Below are 19,436 nucleotides of genomic sequence, written 5' to 3'. Positions count from 1 at the left end.
CCTCAGCCCGCCTCCGCCGAATACGCGACCATCGGATCAGCGTCCTGCAACGGCGGCACCTGTTCTCCATCCAGCACCTTGCGCATTCGCTCCGAATCCAATTGCCCCTCCCACTTCGCCACCACAAACGTCGCAACGCAATTGCCGAGCAGATTCACCGTGACCCGCATCGAATCCATCAGCCGATCGGCCCCGAGCAACAGTGCAACCGCCGCCACCGGAATCGCCCCGTGCCCGATGGCGGTGATCGTCGCCGAGAGCGCAAGGAATGACGACCCCGGAACCCCCGCCATGCCTTTCGAAGTCAACATCAACACGCCGACCGCCGTGATCTGCTCCCCGAGACTCAGATCCACACCGAGCGCCTGCGCCAGGAACAGCACGCAGATGGACAGATACAGCGTCGCGCCATCGAGATTGAACGAGTACCCGGTCGGTATCACCAGCCCGGTGGTGGCCCGCGAACATCCGGCCTCGGTCAGCTTGATCATGATCCGCGGCAGCACCACCTCGGTCGACGCGGTGCCGAGCGCAAGGAACAGCTCATCCTTGATGTATTTGATGAGCTTCCACAGGCTCACACCCGCAAAAACCCGCACCACCACCGCGAGCACCAGCAGGAACAGCACCGCCGCCCCGTAACAACAGGCGATCAGCTTGCCGTAACTGCTCAGCGCGGAAAGTCCGTACTGCCCAACGATATAGGCCATCGCGCCGAACGCACCGATCGGCGCCAATTTCATGATCCAGCCGATGATCGTGAAAAAGATCTTCCCGATGTGATCCACGGCCTCCAGAATCACCGGCGGCACTCGCTTGCCCACCCCGGCGACTCCGTCGGCTGTCATCCCCGAGCGCTCCCCGAACTTCGCCAGCGCCAACCCGAACAGCACCGCGAAGAACAACACCTGCAGCAGCGCATTCTCCGCAAATGCCGAAATCACCGACGCCGGAATAATATTCAGCAAAAAGTCGACGGTATGCGGCAGCTCGCCGTTCTTGGTGGTCTTCGCGATCTTCTCCGCACCGGTCGCCAACGTCTGCGCGTCGACATGAAATCCCGCGCCCGGTTCTACGAGATTGCCTACCACCAGACCGAACAGCAGCGCGAAGGTCGTGATCACCTCGAAGTAGACCAGGGCCTTCACCCCGATCCGCCCCACCGCCTTCATATCTCCCACATGGGCGATGCCGAGTACCACCGTGCAGAAGATGATCGGCGCGATCACCATCTTGATCAGCTTGATGAACCCATCGGCCAGCGGTTTGAGATCCGCACCGAAGTCGGGCCACAGCTTGCCGACCAGAATTCCGGCCACGATCGCCACCAACAGCTGCAGGAAAAGCGAACGGTACCAAGGCGGTTTGCGCACCGGGTCTGTCGATGCGGCGGATTCGATCGTCACGCTCATGCGCGCAACGTACGAGCGATGCGTATCACCAAAGTTTCAACAATATTGCTGAGCGGAAACCCGATCGATATATGCCTGTCACCCCAGGTCGGACGCGGAGAACATTACGAACGAAAAGCGGGCCCCGGGAAATCCCGAGACCCGCTTCCGCTACTGGATTTACAGCGGAATGTTCTTGTGGTGACTCTTGCGCACCGGCGCCGCCGCCAGTGCCGCGGCAATGGTGCTGCGCGTCTTGGCCGGGTCGATGACCTCGTCCACCACACCGATCGCAATCGCCCGCTCGACACCACCGGCGATGCGCTCGTGCTCGACCGTCAGACGCTCGTGCAGCGCCGCACGCTCGTCCTCCGGCGCGGCCGCAAGTGCCTTCTTGTGCAGGATGCCGACCGCGGCCTTGGCGCCCATGACGGCGACCTCGGAGCCGGGCCACGCGTACACCGCGGTCGCGCCCAGCGACCGGGCATTCATCGCGATGTAGGCGCCACCGTAGATCTTGCGGGTCACCAGCGTGACGCGTGGGACGCGGGCCTCGGCGAACGCGTGCAGCAGCTTGGCACCGCGGCGCACCACACCCTCCCACTCCATGCTGACACCCGGCAGATACCCGGGCACATCGGTAAGCACCACCAGCGGAATACCGAACGCGTCGCACAACCGCACGAAACGCGCGGCCTTCTCGGCACTTTCGGAGTTCAGGCAGCCACCGAGGCGAATCGGGTTATTGGCCAGCACACCCACGGTGCGCCCGCCGAGCCGTCCGAGACCGGTGACAATGCTGCGCGCGTAACCACCCTGCAGCTCCTCGAACGAGGACTCACCGTCGACGTTGTCGAGCAGCTCGTGGACGATCGGCTTCACGTCGTAGGCGCGCTTGGCCGACTCCGGCATCATCGCCTTCAGATCGACGTCACCGTGTGCGGCGGCGATCAGATCGAATTCGCCCTGCTCGGCGAACATCGATACCAGGCGACGACCGCGGTGCAGCGCATCGGCCTCGTCATTGGCCACGATGTGGGTGACACCGGACTTCTTGCCGTGCGTCTCCGGACCACCGAGGGTCGCCATATCGACTTGCTCACCGGTCACACTGCGCACCACATCGGGACCGGTCACGAAGACCCGCCCCTCCGGCGCCATGATCACGATGTCGGTCAGCGCCGGACCGTAGGCGGCGCCACCGGCCGCGAAGCCGAGTACCACCGAAATCTGCGGTACCAGACCCGACGCGCGGACCATGGCCTCGAAGACCAGCCCGACCGCGTGCAGCGCCTCGACACCCTCGGCCAGGCGAGCGCCGCCGGAATGCCAAATGCCGACTACCGGAATGCCGGAATCGATGGCGGTTTCGATCGCGTCGACAATGTGCTTGCAGCCCTCCACGCCCATCGCGCCGCCCATGACGGTGGCATCGGAACAGTAGGCAACGGTGCGGACACCATCCACCTCGCCGATCGCGGCCAGCACACCGGACTTGTCGCGCGGGTGCAGCGGCAGAACGGTTCCCGGGTCGAAGAAGCGTTGGAGCCGACCGAGCGGATCACGCGGATCGGTCGCAGTTTCTGGTCGAAACGCGGGAGCCACAATTGTCATCGCGTTTTCTCCTCACCTCAAGGCAGTGCGCCGCTACCGCGGCTGCGTATGTCGAACACCGGTGGGGTCGACCGACATTGGCGTTGGTCGACCCCACCGGGATCGTTGTGCAGTCAGCCAGTCTGTGCGGTCAAGCCCCGGAGGCGGCAGCTTGCGCAACCGTGTCGGGGCTCCGCACAGACTGAATCGGTTACCGAGCGGCTATGCCCGACCGAAGGCGAGCGCGACGTTGTGCCCACCGAAACCGAACGAGTTGTTGATCGCGTACTCGATCTCCTGGCGGCGAGCCTCGCCGTGCACCACATCCAGATCGATCTCCGGATCCTGGTTTTCCAGGTTCAGCGTCGGCGGCACGAGGCCGTCCCGGATGCTGAGCACGGTGAGCACCGATTCGAGCGCACCGACGGCGCCGATCGAGTGCCCGAGTGCCGACTTCGGCGCGTACACCGAGGCGTGGTTGCCCACGGCCTTGTTGATCGCGTTCGCCTCGGCGGTGTCGCCGATCGGAGTCGCGGTCGCGTGGGCATTGATGTGGGTGATGTCCTTCGGCGTCAGACCCGCGGTCTGCATCGCCCTGGTCATCGCCCGTGCGGCACCGTCGCCCGTGGGGTCCGGTGCGACCAAGTGGAAGCCGTCGGAGGTGATTCCGGCGCCGAGCAGCCGCGCGTGGATCGTCGCACCACGCGCCTTGGCGTGCTCCTCGGTCTCGATGACCATCAGCGCACCGGCCTCACCGAAGACGAAACCGTCGCGATCCTTGTCGAACGGACGCGAGGCCCCCTTCGGATCATCATTGCGGGTGCTCATCGCGCGCATCATGGTGAATGCCGCGATCGGCACCGCATCGATGAAACCCTCCACGCCACCGGTGACGACCATATCGGCGTCACCCATGACGATCATTCGCCATGCATTGGCGATAGCCTCGGAGCCCGATGAGCATGCCGAGACCGGAGTGACCACTCCTGCCCTGGCCTTCAATTCGAGGCCGACGACGGCCGACGGACCATTCGGCATGACCATCTGAACTGCCAGCGGCGAAATCTTGCGATAGCCACCGTTCTTCAGCTTGTCGACCGAGTCGATGAGCGCGTCACCGCCACCGAGTCCGGTACCGATCGCCACACCCAGACGCTCCGGGTCGACCTCGGGGCTGCCCGCGTTCTGCCAGACCTCACGACCGAGAACGGTCGCGAGCTGCTCGACGTAGGCCATGCGCCGACATTCGACACGGCTCAGCAGGGTGTCGGGTCGAACCTTCAGGTGACCGCCGATGCGGACCGGAAGGTCGTACTCCTCGACGAAGGAATCCTCGAGAACGTCGATGCCGCTCTCGCCGTTGAGGAGGCCCTTCCACGTCGCATCGACATCACCAGCGATCGACGTGGTCGCCGCCAGGCTTGTAACGACGACGTTGGGGAAGTTCCCGTTCAAGGTGGAAGGAGTGGTCACAGTGTCGGCCCTACTCGGCGTCGAACTTGGCCTTGAGCTCCGCGGCCGCGTCAGCGTTCTCGGCCTCGAGCTTCTGGATGTAGGCGACAGCGTCGCCGACCGTCTTCAGGCTGGCCAGATCCTCGTCCGGGATCTTTACGCCGTACTTGTCCTCGGTCTGAACCGCGATCTCGACCATGGACAGCGAGTCGATGTCCAGGTCATCGACGAAGGACTTCTCGATCGTCACCTCGGAGGGCTCGATACCGGTCACCTCTTCGATGATCTTGCCGAGTTCCTCGACGATTTGTTCCTGGGTCAGAGCGGCCACTTCGTGGCTCCCTTCTTATCTACTTTGTAGGGCTTCACTGTTGTTTTTCGAATCGAGCGAGCCGATGGTTACCGCTTGCTCGGTCACGATCGTGCATTTGGTTACACAATCGCCGGAGGAAAGCTAGCCGGAAGTGCTGAGCCCGGCCAACGCGGGGAGGTCTTCGGGGGTCTTCAGGGCCAGGGTTGGCGTGCCCTTCATCTCCCGTTTTGCGATACCGACGAGCGTGCCCGCCGGCGGCAGCTCCGCCACGGCCGAAACCGCCGCCTGTCGCACGGTTTCGGTGCACAGATCCCACCGGACGGGCCGGGTGACCTGCGCCGCGAGCTTAGCGACCGCATCGGCACCCGAGGCGACCGGCTTGCCGTCGAAGTTCGAAAGCAGGGTCCGGGTCGGCTCGTTCGGCGTGATCTTGGCTATGGCATCCGTCACAGCGTCCTGGGCCGGGGCCATGAACGCGGTGTGGAACGCCCCGGCGACGGGCAGCGCACGCACCCGCGCCTTCTCGGGCGGGTTAGCGGCGAGTTCTGCCAGGGCGGTCAAACGTCCGGCGGCCACGATCTGCCCCGCTGCGTTGCGGTTGGCCGGGACCAGGTCGAGTTCTTCGAGCCGCGCGAGCACGGCGGCCTCATCGCCACCGAGCACCGCGGACATGCCGGTCGGTTCCAGCGCGCACGCCTTGGCCATTTCCGCACCGCGGATGGCGGCCAAGGTCACCGCTTCGTCGGCAGAGATGACTCCGGCGACCGCGGCGGCGGCGAGCTCACCGACCGAATGTCCGGCAACGATGGTAGCCGCCGGAAGCGACTCCGGCTCGATTTCGGCATATGCCAGCAGGGCCGCGGCCACGACGAGTGGTTGGGTCACGGCGGTGTCGGTGATCTCCTCTGCCGTCGCGGTGGTGCCGAGACGGAGCAGATCCAGGCCGGAGGCCTTGGACCAGATGGCGAGGCGATCGGTCGCGCCTGGAAGGTCGAGCCAAGGCGCGAGCATGCCGGGTGTCTGGGACCCCTGTCCAGGGGCGAACAACGCGATCACACCTCTAAGAGAACACTGTGAGGTGCGCCGTACGAGATGTCGACGCGAATGAACCTTTTTGCTCGCTTTTGTGGGGGTCCCACAAAATCCCATGTGGCGTGTCCCGATCGACCGGTTCGCCGAATCCGTTACAGCCCTTCGTTACCCGTCGAGTATTGAGTGACTTCTGGGACAGGTGTTGACGGTTCGTTACGGGTTCGTGTCAAACGACCCACTGTTGCAGCAATCCGGAGTACATACGCATCCCTCGGATTCATCGGATCGCGGCCCGTGATCTCGGCTATCCGTTTGAGGCGATAGCGGACCGTATTTGGATGAACGTACAGCTGCCGGGCACACGTCTCGACAGCGCCGCCGCCGTCCAGATAGGCCTCGAGTGTGTCCGCCAGCGAGGAACCCGCGGCCGCCAACGGAAGGACAAGATACTCGTTCAACGCGTCGATCGCAGCTCGATCGCCCAGCAGTGCGCGCTCGGGCAGCAATTCCGCCGCGTGCACCGGTCGCGGGGCCCCGCGCCAGCCGACCACCGCCTCCATTCCGGCCAGCGCCTCCACCGCGCTGGCATGGGCCGCGCCGAGAGTCCGCATGGTCGGGCCGATCACCACCGGACCGTCGGAGAACACCTCGGCCAGCAGATCCGCGAGAAACGGTGAGGCATAAGAGGTATCGCCGAGATTTCCGCTGACCACCATGACCAGTCGCGAGCCCTGGACGACGGCCAGCGCCGCGCGGCCGTGCCGCGCGGCGATGGTGTGCACCGAACCGACCATCGATACGCCCTGATCCCCCGGCGGGGTGCCGACCAGCACCGTCGCCGGTGCGGTGGCGTCCCAGTTCAATGTCGCGGCCCGCGAGAGCATGTCCGGACCGGAATCGCCGCGCACCACGGCATCGACGACGAGCGCCTCCAGTCGGGTATCCCACGCGCCACGCGATTCCGCGGCGCTCGCGTACACCGAGGCGGCCGCGAAGCCGAGCTCACGCCCGTATCGCAGCACCGCCTCGGTGAGCGCGACCAGCTGCCGGTCATTGCGCGCGAGCGCGGGCAGCCATTGTTCGAAGAACTCCATGGCCACGCGGACCATATCCACGGTCTGGCGCAGCGTCAGCCGCCGCGCCAGATCCTGCGGGATCACTTGGAAGGCATCCAGGCTGAACCGGATATCGCTTTCCGGGTCCTGCAGCCATTCCAGGAAGTTCACCACCGCGGTCTGCACCAGCATCTGCACGCCAGCGCGCTGCGCGGCGTCCAGATCGGCGAAGAACGGCAACCGATCCTGCATGGACCCGACCGCCTCGGTGGAGAGGCGCCCGGAGAACTGCTTCACGCGTTTGAGCAGCGTGTCCGGAAGCGGGTCACGGGTTTGCCGGTTCGGTGAGAGTGCGCCCGTCGGCAGATACACCTCATGCTCGGAGGAGCCTTCGGAGATCCGACGCGGCCGCGGCGGTTTACGTTCCACCATCCAATCGTCCGCTATGCGAGTTCATCTTCGGTGCCGGGAGCCGACTTCGGCGCGGCGTCGACATCATCGATGCGGTACTTGACCGCGGCCTCGGTGGCCTTCGCGGGATCGATCTTGCCGGTCCGTGCCAGTGCGGCCAGCACGGCGACCACGATCGATTGCGCATCCACGTTGTAGACCCGGCGCGCGGCGGGACGGGTGTCGGAGAAACCGAAACCGTCCGTGCCGAGCGTGGTGAAGTCGCCGGGAACCCACTTGCGGACCTGGTCCGGCACCGCACGCATCCAGTCCGTCGCGGCCACGTACGGACCATCGACCCGAGCCAGTGCCTGGGTGACGTACGGGACCCCGGCGTCGGTGCCCGGACTGCGCAGCTGGGCGATCTCCTTGTCGAGGGCCTCCTTGCGGAGCTCACCCCACGAGGTCACCGACCAGACATCGGCCTGCACGCCCCACTCCTCGGCGAGCAGCGCCTGAGCCCGCACGCCGTCGGGCACCGTGACGCCCGAGACCAGGATCTGCGCGCGCACACTGCCCTCGCCGCCGCGCTTGTACAGGTAGATGCCCTTGAGCAGTCCGGCGATATCGAGATCGTCGGGCTCGGCAGGCTGTACATACGGCTCGTTGTAGAGGGTGATGTAGTAGAAGATGTCCTCGCCGCCGAACTCGCCCGCGGACCCGTGCGGATGCGTACCGGGCAGTGCGCCGGGACCGGGCTGCGGGGTGCCGCCGCCGTACATCCGGCGCAGGCCGTCCCGCACGATGTGCGCGATCTCGAAGGAGAACGCGGGATCGTAGGTGACCACGGCCGGATTGGTGGAGGCGAGCAGCAGCGAGTGGCCGTCGTTGTGCTGCAGACCCTCACCGGTCAGCGTGGTTCGCCCGGCGGTTGCGCCGAGTACGAAACCGCGCGCCAATTGATCCGCGGCAGCCCACAATCCATCGCCGGTGCGCTGGAAGCCGAACATCGAGTAGAAGATGTACAGCGGGATCATCGGCTCGCCGTGGGTGGCGTAGGAGGTGCCCGCTGCGGTGAACGACGCGGTCGAACCGGCCTCGTTGATGCCCTCGTGCAGAATCTGCCCGACAGCACTCTCTTTGTAGGCAAGCATCAATTCCGCGTCGACGGAGGTGTACAACTGCCCGTTGCGGTTGTAGATCTTCAACGAAGGGAACCACGAGTCCATACCGAAGGTGCGGGCCTCGTCCGGAATGATCGGCACGATCCGCTTGCCGATCTCCTTGTCCCGCAACAGCTCCTTCATGAGCCGAACCAGGGCCATGGTGGTGGCCACGTTCTGCTTGCCGGAACCCTTGCGCACCGACCGGTACGCCTCGTCGCCCGGCAGTTGCAGCGGCTTGGCCGCCGCGCGCCGTTCGGGCAGGAACCCGCCGAGCGCCTTGCGACGATCGAGCATGTACTGGATCTCGCGCGCCTGCATACCCGGGTGGTAGTACGGGGGCAGATACGGATCCTTCTCCAGTTCGGCGTCGGAGATCGGAATCCGCTGCAGGTCACGGAAGTCCTTGAGGTCCTGCAGGGTCAGCTTCTTCATCTGATGCGTGGCATTGCGGCCCTCGAAATGCTTGCCGAGGGTGTAGCCCTTGATGGTCTTGGCCAGGATCACCGTCGGCTGACCCTTGTGCGCCATCGCGGCCGCGTAGGCGGCGTAGACCTTGCGGTAGTCGTGACCGCCGCGCTTGAGGTTCCAGATGTCCTGATCCGAGAGGTCCTGCACCAGCGCTTTGGTCCGCGGGTCACGGCCGAAGAAATGGTCACGGACGTAGGCGCCGTCATTGGCCTTGTAGGTCTGGTAATCGCCGTCGGGGGTGCTGTTCATCAGATTCACCAGCGCGCCGTCGCGGTCGGCGCCGAGCAGCGCGTCCCACTCGCGACCCCAGATGACCTTGATGACGTTCCAACCCGCGCCGCGGAAGAACGACTCCAGTTCCTGGATGATCTTGCCGTTGCCGCGCACCGGCCCGTCGAGACGCTGCAGGTTGCAGTTGATGACGAAGGTGAGATTGTCCAGACCCTCGTTCGCCGCCACCTGGATCAGGCCGCGCGACTCCGGCTCGTCCATCTCGCCGTCGCCGAGGAAGGCCCAGACGTGCTGATCGGAGGTGTCCTTGATGCCGCGGTCGTGCAGGTAGTGGTTGAACCGCGCCTGATAGATGGCATTCATCGGGCCCAGGCCCATGGACACCGTCGGGAACTCCCAGAAGTCGTTCAGCAGCCGCGGATGCGGGTACGACGGCAGGCCGTGCCCCGGACCGCCGTGGCTGTACTCCTGCCGGAAGCCGTCCATCCGGTCGGTGCTCAACCGGCCCTCGAGGAACGCGCGGGCATAGATGCCCGGCGAGGCGTGCCCCTGGATGAAGATCGAATCGCCGCCACCGGAGTGGTCCTTGCCGCGGAAGAAGTGGTTGAAGCCGACCTCGTAGAGCGCCGCCGAGGACGCGTAGGTCGAGATGTGACCGCCGACACCGATTCCGGGACGCTGCGCCCGATGCACCATGATCGCCGCATTCCAGCGAATCCAGGCCCGGAAGCGTCGCTCCACCTCCTCGTCGCCGGGGAACCACGGCTCGTTCTCGGTGGGAATGGTGTTGACGTAGTCGGTGGAGGTCAGGGATGGAATGGCGACCCTACGCTCACCGGCGCGTTCCAACAGCCGGAGCATGAGGTAGCGCGCGCGGCCCGGACCTTCCCGGTCGAGCATGTCATCGAACGATTCGAGCCATTCGGAGGTTTCCTCCGGGTCGATGTCCGGTAGGTAGGACGCCACCCCTTCGCGGATCACCCGCACCCGCCCGCCGGTCGGCGGCACGTGCGATCCGTTCGGATCGCCGGGCGCGGAGTTGTCACCAGCGGATTTCGCTGGTGCGGAAGAGTGGATCAGGTCGGTCAAATCTGCTCCTCGTACAGGGGTGAACAAGCTGATGGGCGTCTGTTTCCCCGGATGGGCACGCTTGGTTGGCGGACCACCCGTCTACGTTAGGTTCGGGCGCACCTCCATCCTTGCGGAAGATGTGGCCCAGGTCATCATGTCAGGGGCATCTACAGTACGGTTCCGCAGGGAACGTGAGTCGAGTACCGCCGACGATAAAGAGGAGCCGGGAGGACGATGAAGGTGCTGGACCCACGCGGGTTCGGAGCGGTGTGCGCGGCAGCGGCAGTGGTGATCGGCCTTACCGTCGCCGGGTGTGCGAAACACGTTGACGGCGTTGCCAATCCGAATGCCTCGGAACTAGCCGCCTACAAGACCGAGGCGGCCTCGTCCTCCGCGGCGGCCACCTCCTCGCGCAAGGCCGCGGCGCAGGCACAGGCGATCAGCGACAACTGTGGTCAATTCCCCACAACTACAGGCGTCGGCGTCTCGAAGTACAACGAGTTCATAGATGCCCACGATGCGAACGCGCCGGACTACAACGCCAAGCGCGATACCGCCGCCAAGACGCTCGAGGACGCCGCAACCAAGGTCGAGACCGGCGTGAACAACGCCAACGGCGCGCTACCGGCCGACCTGCAGGCGAAATTCATCGAATACGTAGCCGCCGCCCGGCAGCTGGCCGCCGAAACCCGCAAAATGACCTACACCGCGCCGGTCGGCGCGCTCAACGATGCCAGCAAACGGGTCAACGACGCACGCAATGCGGTCAAGGACGCATGCCCGAAACGCTGATTCATCCCACGAACCGAGTGCGGGTGGCGATAATCGGTCGATGACACGAGGTTGTCATGCGACATTCCGTGGGTATTTCCTCCGATCAGCTTGCGCTCGAGGCGATAACCATGTTCGCTTGCAACTAACTATTGTCTGGAGTTGAGGAGGACACCACCGTGGTCGCCGCGGCGGACGCGCAGAATTACGCTCAGAAGCTTGGCATTACACACGGCATGGTTGTCCAGGAGCTGGGCTGGGACGAGGACACCGACGACGACCTGCGAGCCGACGTCGAAGAGGCCAGCGGCGGGGAGATGGTCGACGAAGACTCCGATGAGGTCGTCGACGCCGTACTGCTGTGGTGGCGTGAAGGCGACGGCGATCTGGCGGATGAGCTGATGGAAGTCATCAGCCCGCTGGCCGACGAAGGCTTCATCTGGGTACTCACCCCCAAGACCGGGCATCCTGGTCATGTCGATCCGAGCGATATCGCCGAAGCGGCGCCCACCGCGGGTCTGACGCAAACGTCGGCGATCAGCCTCGGTGCCTGGTCCGGCAGCCGCCTCGTGCAGCCCAAGGCACCCTCGAAACAGCGCTGACCGCTTCGCTATGGTTTCGCCGGGCGGTGTTCCCACCGCCCGGTGCAGCCCGACACGATGGAGGATCAGTGATGCCACTCGAGGTTGGCCCGCTGGAAATCGGCACTGTCGCGCCGGATTTCACGCTCAGGGACCAGAACAACCAGGACGTCACGCTCTCGGACTACCGCGGCAAGAAGAACGTGCTGCTCGTGTTCTATCCGCTCGCCTTCACCGGGATCTGCCAGGGCGAGCTGTGCAAGGTGCGCGATGAGCTGCCCAAGTTCCAGAACGACGATGCAGAGATACTCGCCATCTCGGTCGGCCCGCCGCCCACCCACAAGATCTGGGCCGCCGAACAGGGCTACATCTTCCCGCTGCTGTCCGACTTCTGGCCGCACGGCGCCGTCGCCCAGTCCTACGGCGTCTTCAACGAAAGGTCCGGCTACCCCAACCGCGGCACCTTCGTCGTAGACCGCGACGGCGTCATCCGCTTCGCCGAAATGAACGGCCCCGGCGAGCCCCGTGACCAGGCGGCTTGGGAGAAAGCGCTCGCCGCGCTAGAGTCCTAGACCGGCCCGTCGGTAACCCACCGACGGATCCCGGGCGTATAGCTCAGTGGTAGAGCTCTGGTTTTACACACCAGCGGTCGGGGGTTCGAACCCCTCTGCGCCCACTTGCAAGTACCGAGGTAGATCCATGATTTTGTGGGGCAAAGCCCTTCGCGCGGTGGACTGTGTGGGGCAAACGTGGGGCAGGCAGGCTGATGTGCACCACCTTGCATCTGTCACCGTTCGGCACCGGGGCGGCCGTGGTGGCAGATCCACGGCATCGACTGGCAACGCAACTCATGCACATCGCACCGCCAGATGCGCTCTACCTGTCACCGGCCGTGATGCGGCGATGCGGAATGCGCGTCAGCGCGATGAGGGCGAGGATGCTGACCAGCAAGACGAAGACCAGCCCGAAGCCAAGTGACTGTTGCGTAGGTCGATTTGACCGTGAACGCGCACGTGGTCGTATTCTTGCGCTGGCTAATTCGCGACACCGACGAGCGCAACGGCCGACCGCTGACACCAATCTCACGAGACGGCACACCTAAGCAAACGACCGATATGTGAGATTATCGTACATGCGTTCGAGTACTGGGGCACGGCCGGTCTACCAAGTGGAAGGCCGAATCGTCGCCGATCCCGAGCGGCTGTGCCGGACCCACAAGGGCTGGGTTGAACCCGCGCCGGTTGCCTGCCCGCGCGTTATCTGGCCCCCGCACAGCTCATGTCAGTTGTTGTCAGCTGCGTTGCGGGAGCCCCGGATCTGGATTCATCGTGTGGCTGTCAGCGCTTTGCCGGGTGGCCTGCGATCGCGTCCCTTCGACCTCACCGCCGCTCGCCGCCAACCGCGCGGACTGACGACCGCCCTCGTCACGATCGGCAATCAGTGTGCCGATACCGAACAGCGGGGCCTGCCGGATCCTCGTGCGCGACGGAAACGCAGCGTCGGGTCCACTTTTGAACGGGTTGCTTGGATGGGCGCTTGTGTAGAGGTTGGATCTGGGGCAGTGCTGGTTTGATGTCGGGTTCATCATTCGGCGGCGTCCTATGAGGGGTATCTTCGCGGGGTGGGAGGCAGGCTGGCGCTTGTAGTGGGGTCGGAGTGTGTGGCGTTGCGTCGGTTGGGGTTTGTGGACCGGTTGGCGAGTGACCTTGTTGATCGGTTGAGCGTGTTGGGCGGGTGGGAATCGGCCAGGAGTTCGCGTGACGCGTTGCTGAATCCGACCATCACGGAGTTGGTTTCGGCGGTCAAGGCGGCGTTCGCGGCGGCGTCTGAGCGGCAGGCGGCGTTGCTGATCAGTTTCATCGGTCATGGTGTGGTGACCGGCGACGGGAACTTCTTTCTGCTGGCACGTGATTCGCCGGCACTGCCGGAGTCTGATACCGCATTGCACCTGGTCCAGGTGCTCAGCGAGCAGATGGACCGTCATCCGGTGGATGGGCTGGTTGTCATGATCGACGCATGCGAAACTCAGGAAGGTCTCACTGGTGCTTCGCGGCGGTTGACCGACCGAACTGCGTTGGCGGCCAAGCGGATCGAGCTGCTGGTAGCGACCGGTCACGAGAGCGCATATGACGGTTGCTTCACGCGCACGACACTGTCGGTGTTCGAACACGGACTACCCGCCCGCGGGGAGAATTTGCTGCCGGTGGACCTGTTGGATCCGTTGACATCGGGCTGCCCACGTCAGGTGCCTGGGCACTGGGGTGTGGCCCATGGTGGCGATCCAGGTTTGTGGTTGGTGCCGAACGTCGCTCGCCGCGACGATGCCGTGCGGGGGCGTTCAACGGCGGGGCTAGTGGATCAGCTCACCGAGGGAGTGGTCCTCACCGACGGGTTGCGACAGCGAATCTTCGAGCTGGTCGGTAATACCGGCAGCCGCCTGCGCATCGTGATCGGACCGGCAGGCTGCGGCAAATCGACACTCATGTCGCTGCTGATCCGTCCGGGACTGCTCGGAAAAACCTGGTTTAGCCCAGACTATGTTGCCGCCGCCGCATTCGTTTCTTCCGCTACCTCTCTGGAATCACTCGCTATCGAGTTGTCGGAGCAGTTGTGTCGGCGTGTGGACGGGTTCGCCGATGCTGCCGCGATCGCTGCGACGCGTGGCGACGCTGTTTCCGAGGTCGATGTTTTCGAGTCGATGGTCCTGGAACCGTTGGTGCGGATAGCAACTCGGTGGCAGCCGATCAACATCGTGATCGACGGTCTCGATCAAGCCGAATCCGGTATCCGTGAGCTGATCCTGGCCGTGCTGACGAAACTGGTTGAGAGCACGGAACTCGAGCATGTGAAGCTGATCGTGGGAATCCGCGAGGGCACCGCTCTTGAGGACGATCCGTTGTTCGCCGGGATGTATCGCGTGCAGATCCCGCCCCCGACTGTCGAGGAGATCGCTGAGGTCGTGGACTCAGCTCACCAGGCCGCCAGTCGAGAACTGCTCGACACCGCCAGCGACTGGCAGCGGTGGATCACTCGGCTGCAGGGGCACTCCGATGTGGGTGGGTGGCTACTGGCTCGGTTACTGACCGAACTCGACAGCAACGAAGCGCTCGAAATCCGTGGCGACATCACCGTGGCCAGGCTGGTCGAAAAGCGCATCCACCACGCCCTCCACACCACTGACACTGCAACGTCGCGACCGATCCCCGCACTACTGGCCGTGCTCGCTGCAGCGGGATCCGGTCCGGTGTTGCCAGTCGAGCTTTTGCACGTCGCGCTCAACGCACTCGGTCACGCGCTGACCGCTGGTGGTCTGCGGGACAGTGTGGTCGCCCTGGGGATGTTGATCAGCCGAGGCAACCCCGGAAGCCCGGAGGAACTGCTCGGGCTCGCACACGAGGAATTTCTCAGCCCGATCGGAACTGAAGCCCACCGACTCGGCACACCGCCGATCGAGGCACACCGAGCGATCACCACAGCACTCGAATCCATCACCAGTGAACGCAGCGTCGCCTACGCCCGCGGGGCGGGGGTGCGTCACTACCTAGCCTGCGACGAACCCGCTGTCGCCTTAAAGCTACTCATCGACTTGGACACCCCACGCTCGGCCGACAACCGCGACGCCTGGGCGTCCTGGCTGCCCTTGATCAACCACACACTCGGGCCTGACCATCCCGACACCCTCACCACCCGCAACAACATCGCCTACTGGCGCGCCCAAAGCGGTCAGATCGCCGGAGCGATCACCGAATTCGAGCAGTTGCTGACCGACTATCTGCGGGTTCTCGGGCCCGACCACCCCGACACCCTCATCACCCGTAACAACCTCGCCCGCTGGCGCGGTGTGAGCGGTGACGTCGCTGGGGCGATCACCGAATTCGAGCGGGTACTGACCGATCGGTTGCGGGTTCTCGGGCCCGACCACCCCAACACCCTCATCACCCGCAGCAATCTCGCCTCCTGGCGCGGTGAGAGTGGTGACATTACTGGCACGATCACCGAGTACGAACGGGTAGTGACCGACCATTTGCGAGTCCTCGGGCCCGACCACCCCGACACCCTGATTACCCGCGGCAACCTCGCCTCCTGGCGCGGTGAGAGCGGCGACATCACCGGAGCAATCACCGAATACGAACGGGTACTGACCGACCATCTGCGAGCCCTCGGGCCCGACCACCCCGACACCCTCATCACCCGCAGCAATCTCGCCTCCTGGCGCGGTGAGAGCGGTGACATTACTGGCACGATCACCGAATACGAACGGGTAGTGACCGACCGGTTGCGAGTCCTCGGGCCCGACCACCCCGACACCCTCACCACCCGCAGCAACCTCGCCTCCTGGCGCGGCCGGAGCGGTGACATCGCTGGAGCGATCACCGAATACGAACGGGTACTGACCGACCGGTTGCGAGTCCTCGGGCCCGACCACCCCAATACCCTCCCCACTCACAACAACCTCGACTACTGGCGATCTCAGATGCAGGAAGGTTCCTGATTGACCTGCTGCGGGCCGCAAAGATCGGCGCTGCGGCTACAAGGTTTCCAGGTCGATCGCGAGGTTGACGACTCGGTGCTGAGCGTCCTGTTCGACGTTGTCGAGGACTATGAACTGCCCCGCGACATCCGCAGCGGACCGCAGCTGCGCATGCGCACCAAACCGCGACATCGGCTGTCCGAACCCGAACGCGTCGTCGACGCCGCCACCGACGAGGAGGCGCTCGCGCTGCTGCGCGCCTGCCGCAACGCCCGCGACCGGTTCATCGTGTTGGTGTTGTGGCGCATCGGCAACCGTCGCGGCGAGCTCACCGGAGCCCGGCTCGAAGACGTGCACTTCCTGCCCGACGCCAGCAGGCTCGGCTGCCGCCACCGCGGCGAGCACCTGCACGTCCGCAAACGCGACAACATCAACCGCGCCGCCGCCAAGTCCCGCCGCTCCCGCGTGGTGCCGGCGGACTGGATGATCGTGCAGGCTTACGACCAATACATGCTCGAGCGCGATGCCTGCCCACAGGCGCGGAGCTGTGACTTTTTGCTGGTCAATCTGTTCCGTGAGCCGCTGGGCGCACCGATGCGCCCGCAGGCGTTGAACGAGCTGCTGGCCGCCCTGTCTGTCCGAGCAGGACTGTCCCGGCGCATCCGTCCGCACCAGCTGCGCCACGGATTCGCTACCAATGTGATGGCGGCTGGCGGCACACTCGACGAGATCCGCGAACTGCTCGGTCATGTGTTCATCACCTCCAGCCAGGTGTATTTGCAGCCCTCACAGCAACGGCTGCGCGCAGCCGTCGACCGCGTGCCATCCCCTCGTCCCTTGACGAACCCCGTTGGGCGGGAGGGGAAATGACGGTAGTTGCGCCGCTTCGCGTCGTTCCTGAGCCGGATCGAGCCGACGCCGAGCGAACCGATCTGCTACGCAGCCTGCTGCATGAGGACTTCGTTTCCGCGACGGGCTGGGATCCGGACGAGCAGGTGTTCGCCCCGGCGCGCGACCATCCGCTGCTCGGGCTGCGCAAATGCGTTGTCGTCGATTGCCAGGCAGGGGTGCGAACGCCGAACACCGATCTCTGCAAGGTCTGTGTCGAGCGGTTCAAGTCCAGCGGCTTGACCCTGGTCGAGTTCGCTGCCCGTCCCTGCGGCAAAAAGGTGTTCGGGCAACGGGTTTGCCCCGTCGAGGGATGCGAGCGGCTGGCGAAATTCGCCTGCGGACTGTGTCCGACCCACCGTGCTCAGTGGCGCCGAACCGACCTCGGGTTGGAGTTCGTCCAGGAGGCGCAACCGATCCGCAGACCCGCACTGACCTGCGAGGCTGCGGCTTGTTCGCGCCTGTCCGAGTCGCGCACTTTGCAGTTGTGTGCCAACCATCGGCTGCGATGGTGGAATCACCGCAATCAGCATTCCTGCGAACCCGACTACGCCCACTGGCTGCGGACGGTCGAACCGATCAACGCCGACCACTTCGTGATCTTCAAAGGCTTGGCCGACGTGGTCCAGCTGGAAGTGCTGGTCGCGCTCCAAGCCCGAACTGATGCCGGAACCCGAACCCTTATCACTGGCGTCCGCGCGATCGTCGCGGCTCTTCGGCGCACTGAAGCGACCAGCATCTACGACCTCGCCGCCGCCGAAGTCGCCGGGCTGCGCCATGATGCCGGCGTGCTCCTCAGGTCGCTGCGCGACCTGCTCGGCCTGCGAATGAGCACTCCAGAGACCGAACGCGACAACGATGTCTGGGACCTGCGTGTGTTCGGTTTCGGCGGCAATCTGGTGTTCACCGACATCAGCCAGCCCTGGCTGCTGGAAACGGCCAAGCGCTGGGCCGAGGACGACCTCCCCCAGCACCGCGGCCGCCAAGGCGGCGGAACCGCCAAATACGTTGTCGCCGCCGTCGCGATGCTGTCGGAGTCCTTGCACCAGGCAAGACCCGACCACGGCACGGATCCTGTCGCGCTCAGCCGCCGTGACGTCGTCGCCCTGATGAATCGGCTTGCCTACCTGGAACGAACGGGGGAGATCACCGCGAAGACCCGGTTGGCTCGCTGCCGATATCTCAAGCGGTTCCTGCACGACATCCGGGTTCTCGGCTTGACTCGGCCTGCCGGGCCCGCCGCAGGCCTGCATGACGACTTCCACCTGGGACGCAACGACATCCCCGCCGAGCCCGTCGACGACCAAGCCGGTCGCGACGTCCCCGCCTGGGTGCTGGCCATCATCTGTGACAACCTCGGTCTCGTCGAGACCCGCAGCGGTGTCGACGCGCGACGGATGATTGACCTGCTCATCGACACCGGCCGCCGGCCGGACGAGCTCTGCGCATTGCCGCTGGACTGCGTGACCCGCGACGAGGCGAACAAACCCGTCCTGATCTACACCAACTCCAAGAGCCACCGACCTGGGCGTCGGCTGCCCATCGCCGAGGCGACTGCGCGAATCATCGCCGACCAGCAAACCGATGTCCGGCAACGGTTTCCGCACACCGATCCGAGCGAGCTCGTGCTGTTCCCACGCGACAGGCGCAACCCCAACGGCACCAAACCCGTCTCCGAACCGGTGTTCAGCCAGATGCACCGCGGCTTCATCGACGCGATCGCCGACCAGCTGGTGATCACAGTCCGTGGCCCCGACGGCAAGGAACATGAGGAACGGTTCGACCGATACGCGGTCGTCCCCTACGCCTATCGGCACAGCTTCGCCCAGCGTCACGCGGACGAGGGCGTCGCGCCAGATGTGTTGCGGGACTTGATGGATCACGATTCGATGCAGACCACGATTGGCTACTACCGGGTCACCGAGAAACGCGTCCGGGCCGCCGTCGACCGAGTCAGCACCCACCAGTTCGACGGCCAGGGCCGCCGCGTCTTCCAGCGCATCCAAGGCATGCTCGCCGATGCTCACGCCCGCATGCGAGTAGGTCAGGTCGCGGTGCCGTTCGGGATCTGCACCGAGCCGTCCAACGTCAAGGCCAGCGGGCAGGCCTGCCCCTACAAGTTCACCTGCGTGGGCTGTGGTCACTTCCGCAGCGACCCGTCCTACCTGCCGGAGCTGAAGTCCTACCTGCAGCAGTTGCTCGCCGACCGGGCCCGCATCCAAGCCGCCACCGACCTGCAGGACTGGGCCAAGTCCCAGCTCACGCCCCGTGACGAGGAAATCGACCAGCTGCGGGCCCTGATCCGCGGCATCGAAGCCGACGTCACCGACCTGTCCACCGAAGACCAAACCCGAATCCAGGAAGCCATCAACGTGATCCGCGCAGCACGACAAACCGTGAACCTGGGGTTCCCCACCATCGCCCCACCAGCAGCCGGCGAAAGCTGAGTTGTCGATGATCGTCGAAACACCACTCACCGCGGCGCGGCGTCGCGACGTCGACCGCCGCAGCCAGCGGGTCCGCAAAGCCCTCGCCGACATGCACAACGACGGATCCGACATCA

13 protein-coding genes and 1 tRNA gene are annotated in these 19,436 nt (G+C 64.9%); 7 read left to right on the top strand and 7 right to left on the bottom strand.

Annotation, left to right across the window (positions count from 1 at the left end; genetic code table 11):
• Positions 1 to 2: 2 nt before the first annotated feature.
• The 7 genes from dctA to aceE form a co-directional block, all read right to left on the bottom strand.
• Positions 3 to 1,412, bottom strand: a complete 1,410-nt coding sequence (gene dctA / locus ABZW16_RS31605) for a C4-dicarboxylate transporter DctA (RefSeq protein WP_354959747.1) — start codon at positions 1,410 to 1,412, stop codon at positions 3 to 5.
• Positions 1,413 to 1,571: 159 nt separating this feature from the next.
• Positions 1,572 to 3,005 (bottom strand): carboxyl transferase domain-containing protein, encoded by a 1,434-nt coding sequence (locus ABZW16_RS31600; protein WP_354959746.1) that lies wholly within the window; start codon positions 3,003 to 3,005, stop codon positions 1,572 to 1,574.
• Positions 3,006 to 3,206: 201 nt separating this feature from the next.
• Positions 3,207 to 4,457 (bottom strand): KasA/KasB family beta-ketoacyl-ACP synthase, encoded by a 1,251-nt coding sequence (locus ABZW16_RS31595; RefSeq protein WP_354959745.1) that lies wholly within the window; start codon positions 4,455 to 4,457, stop codon positions 3,207 to 3,209.
• A gap of 10 nt (positions 4,458 to 4,467) precedes the next feature.
• Positions 4,468 to 4,767 (bottom strand): meromycolate extension acyl carrier protein AcpM, encoded by a 300-nt coding sequence (acpM, locus tag ABZW16_RS31590; protein WP_014982996.1) that lies wholly within the window; start codon positions 4,765 to 4,767, stop codon positions 4,468 to 4,470.
• Between the two features lie 123 nt (positions 4,768 to 4,890).
• Complete coding sequence (locus tag ABZW16_RS31585) at positions 4,891 to 5,805, bottom strand: ACP S-malonyltransferase (protein WP_354959744.1); 915 nt, start codon at positions 5,803 to 5,805, stop codon at positions 4,891 to 4,893.
• A gap of 128 nt (positions 5,806 to 5,933) precedes the next feature.
• Positions 5,934 to 7,268, bottom strand: coding sequence for a helix-turn-helix domain-containing protein (locus ABZW16_RS31580; RefSeq protein ID WP_354959743.1), 1,335 nt, complete (start codon positions 7,266 to 7,268; stop codon positions 5,934 to 5,936).
• Positions 7,269 to 7,279: 11 nt separating this feature from the next.
• Positions 7,280 to 10,099: a pyruvate dehydrogenase (acetyl-transferring), homodimeric type gene (aceE, locus tag ABZW16_RS31575; RefSeq protein WP_354959758.1), complete on the bottom strand. Its 2,820-nt coding sequence runs from the start codon at positions 10,097 to 10,099 to the stop codon at positions 7,280 to 7,282.
• Positions 10,100 to 10,396: 297 nt separating this feature from the next.
• Here aceE and ABZW16_RS31570 point away from each other — a divergent pair, with 297 nt between their 5' ends.
• The 7 genes from ABZW16_RS31570 to ABZW16_RS31540 all read left to right on the top strand — a co-directional run bounded on the left by ABZW16_RS31570 (position 10,397) and on the right by ABZW16_RS31540 (position 19,320).
• Positions 10,397 to 10,954, top strand: a complete 558-nt coding sequence (locus tag ABZW16_RS31570; protein ID WP_354959742.1) for a hypothetical protein — start codon at positions 10,397 to 10,399, stop codon at positions 10,952 to 10,954.
• 158 nt (positions 10,955 to 11,112) lie between these two features.
• Entirely contained in the window at positions 11,113 to 11,535 is a 423-nt protein-coding gene (locus tag ABZW16_RS31565; RefSeq protein ID WP_354959741.1) for a DUF3052 domain-containing protein, read from the top strand.
• Positions 11,536 to 11,606: 71 nt separating this feature from the next.
• Positions 11,607 to 12,086 carry a peroxiredoxin gene (locus ABZW16_RS31560; protein WP_354959740.1) on the top strand — a complete coding sequence of 160 codons (480 nt, stop codon included), beginning with the start codon at positions 11,607 to 11,609 and terminating at the stop codon, positions 12,084 to 12,086.
• 32 nt (positions 12,087 to 12,118) lie between these two features.
• Positions 12,119 to 12,190: transfer RNA gene (locus tag ABZW16_RS31555), tRNA-Val, on the top strand.
• Positions 12,191 to 13,279: 1,089 nt separating this feature from the next.
• Complete coding sequence (locus tag ABZW16_RS31550) at positions 13,280 to 16,006, top strand: tetratricopeptide repeat protein (RefSeq protein ID WP_354959739.1); 2,727 nt, start codon at positions 13,280 to 13,282, stop codon at positions 16,004 to 16,006.
• 75 nt (positions 16,007 to 16,081) lie between these two features.
• Positions 16,082 to 16,855 (top strand): tyrosine-type recombinase/integrase, encoded by a 774-nt coding sequence (locus ABZW16_RS31545; RefSeq protein ID WP_354959738.1) that lies wholly within the window; start codon positions 16,082 to 16,084, stop codon positions 16,853 to 16,855.
• On the top strand, positions 16,852 to 19,320 hold the full coding sequence (locus ABZW16_RS31540; RefSeq protein WP_354959737.1) for a site-specific integrase: 2,469 nt from the start codon (positions 16,852 to 16,854) through the stop codon (positions 19,318 to 19,320). The genes ABZW16_RS31545 and ABZW16_RS31540 overlap by 4 nt, the downstream gene beginning before the upstream one ends.
• Positions 19,321 to 19,436: the final 116 nt, after the last annotated feature.

Source organism: Nocardia sp. NPDC004604, from assembly GCF_040609795.1.
In the GTDB taxonomy this organism is placed as follows: domain Bacteria; phylum Actinomycetota; class Actinomycetes; order Mycobacteriales; family Mycobacteriaceae; genus Nocardia.
Note: the sequence above shows the minus strand (reverse complement) of the source record. Positions and strands in the feature narration are given on the sequence as shown.

What these genes read in the sequence shown, in the direction of transcription:
- ABZW16_RS31540 (WP_354959737.1), top strand. Translation starts at nt 16,852, where the DNA reads ATGACGGTAGTTGCGCCGCTTCGCGTCGTTCCTGAGCCGGATCGAGCC.
- ABZW16_RS31600 (WP_354959746.1), bottom strand. Translation starts at nt 3,005, where the DNA reads ATGACAATTGTGGCTCCCGCGTTTCGACCAGAAACTGCGACCGATCCG.
- dctA (WP_354959747.1), bottom strand. Translation starts at nt 1,412, where the DNA reads ATGAGCGTGACGATCGAATCCGCCGCATCGACAGACCCGGTGCGCAAA.
- ABZW16_RS31580 (WP_354959743.1), bottom strand. Translation starts at nt 7,268, where the DNA reads ATGGTGGAACGTAAACCGCCGCGGCCGCGTCGGATCTCCGAAGGCTCC.
- ABZW16_RS31560 (WP_354959740.1), top strand. Translation starts at nt 11,607, where the DNA reads ATGCCACTCGAGGTTGGCCCGCTGGAAATCGGCACTGTCGCGCCGGAT.
- ABZW16_RS31570 (WP_354959742.1), top strand. Translation starts at nt 10,397, where the DNA reads ATGAAGGTGCTGGACCCACGCGGGTTCGGAGCGGTGTGCGCGGCAGCG.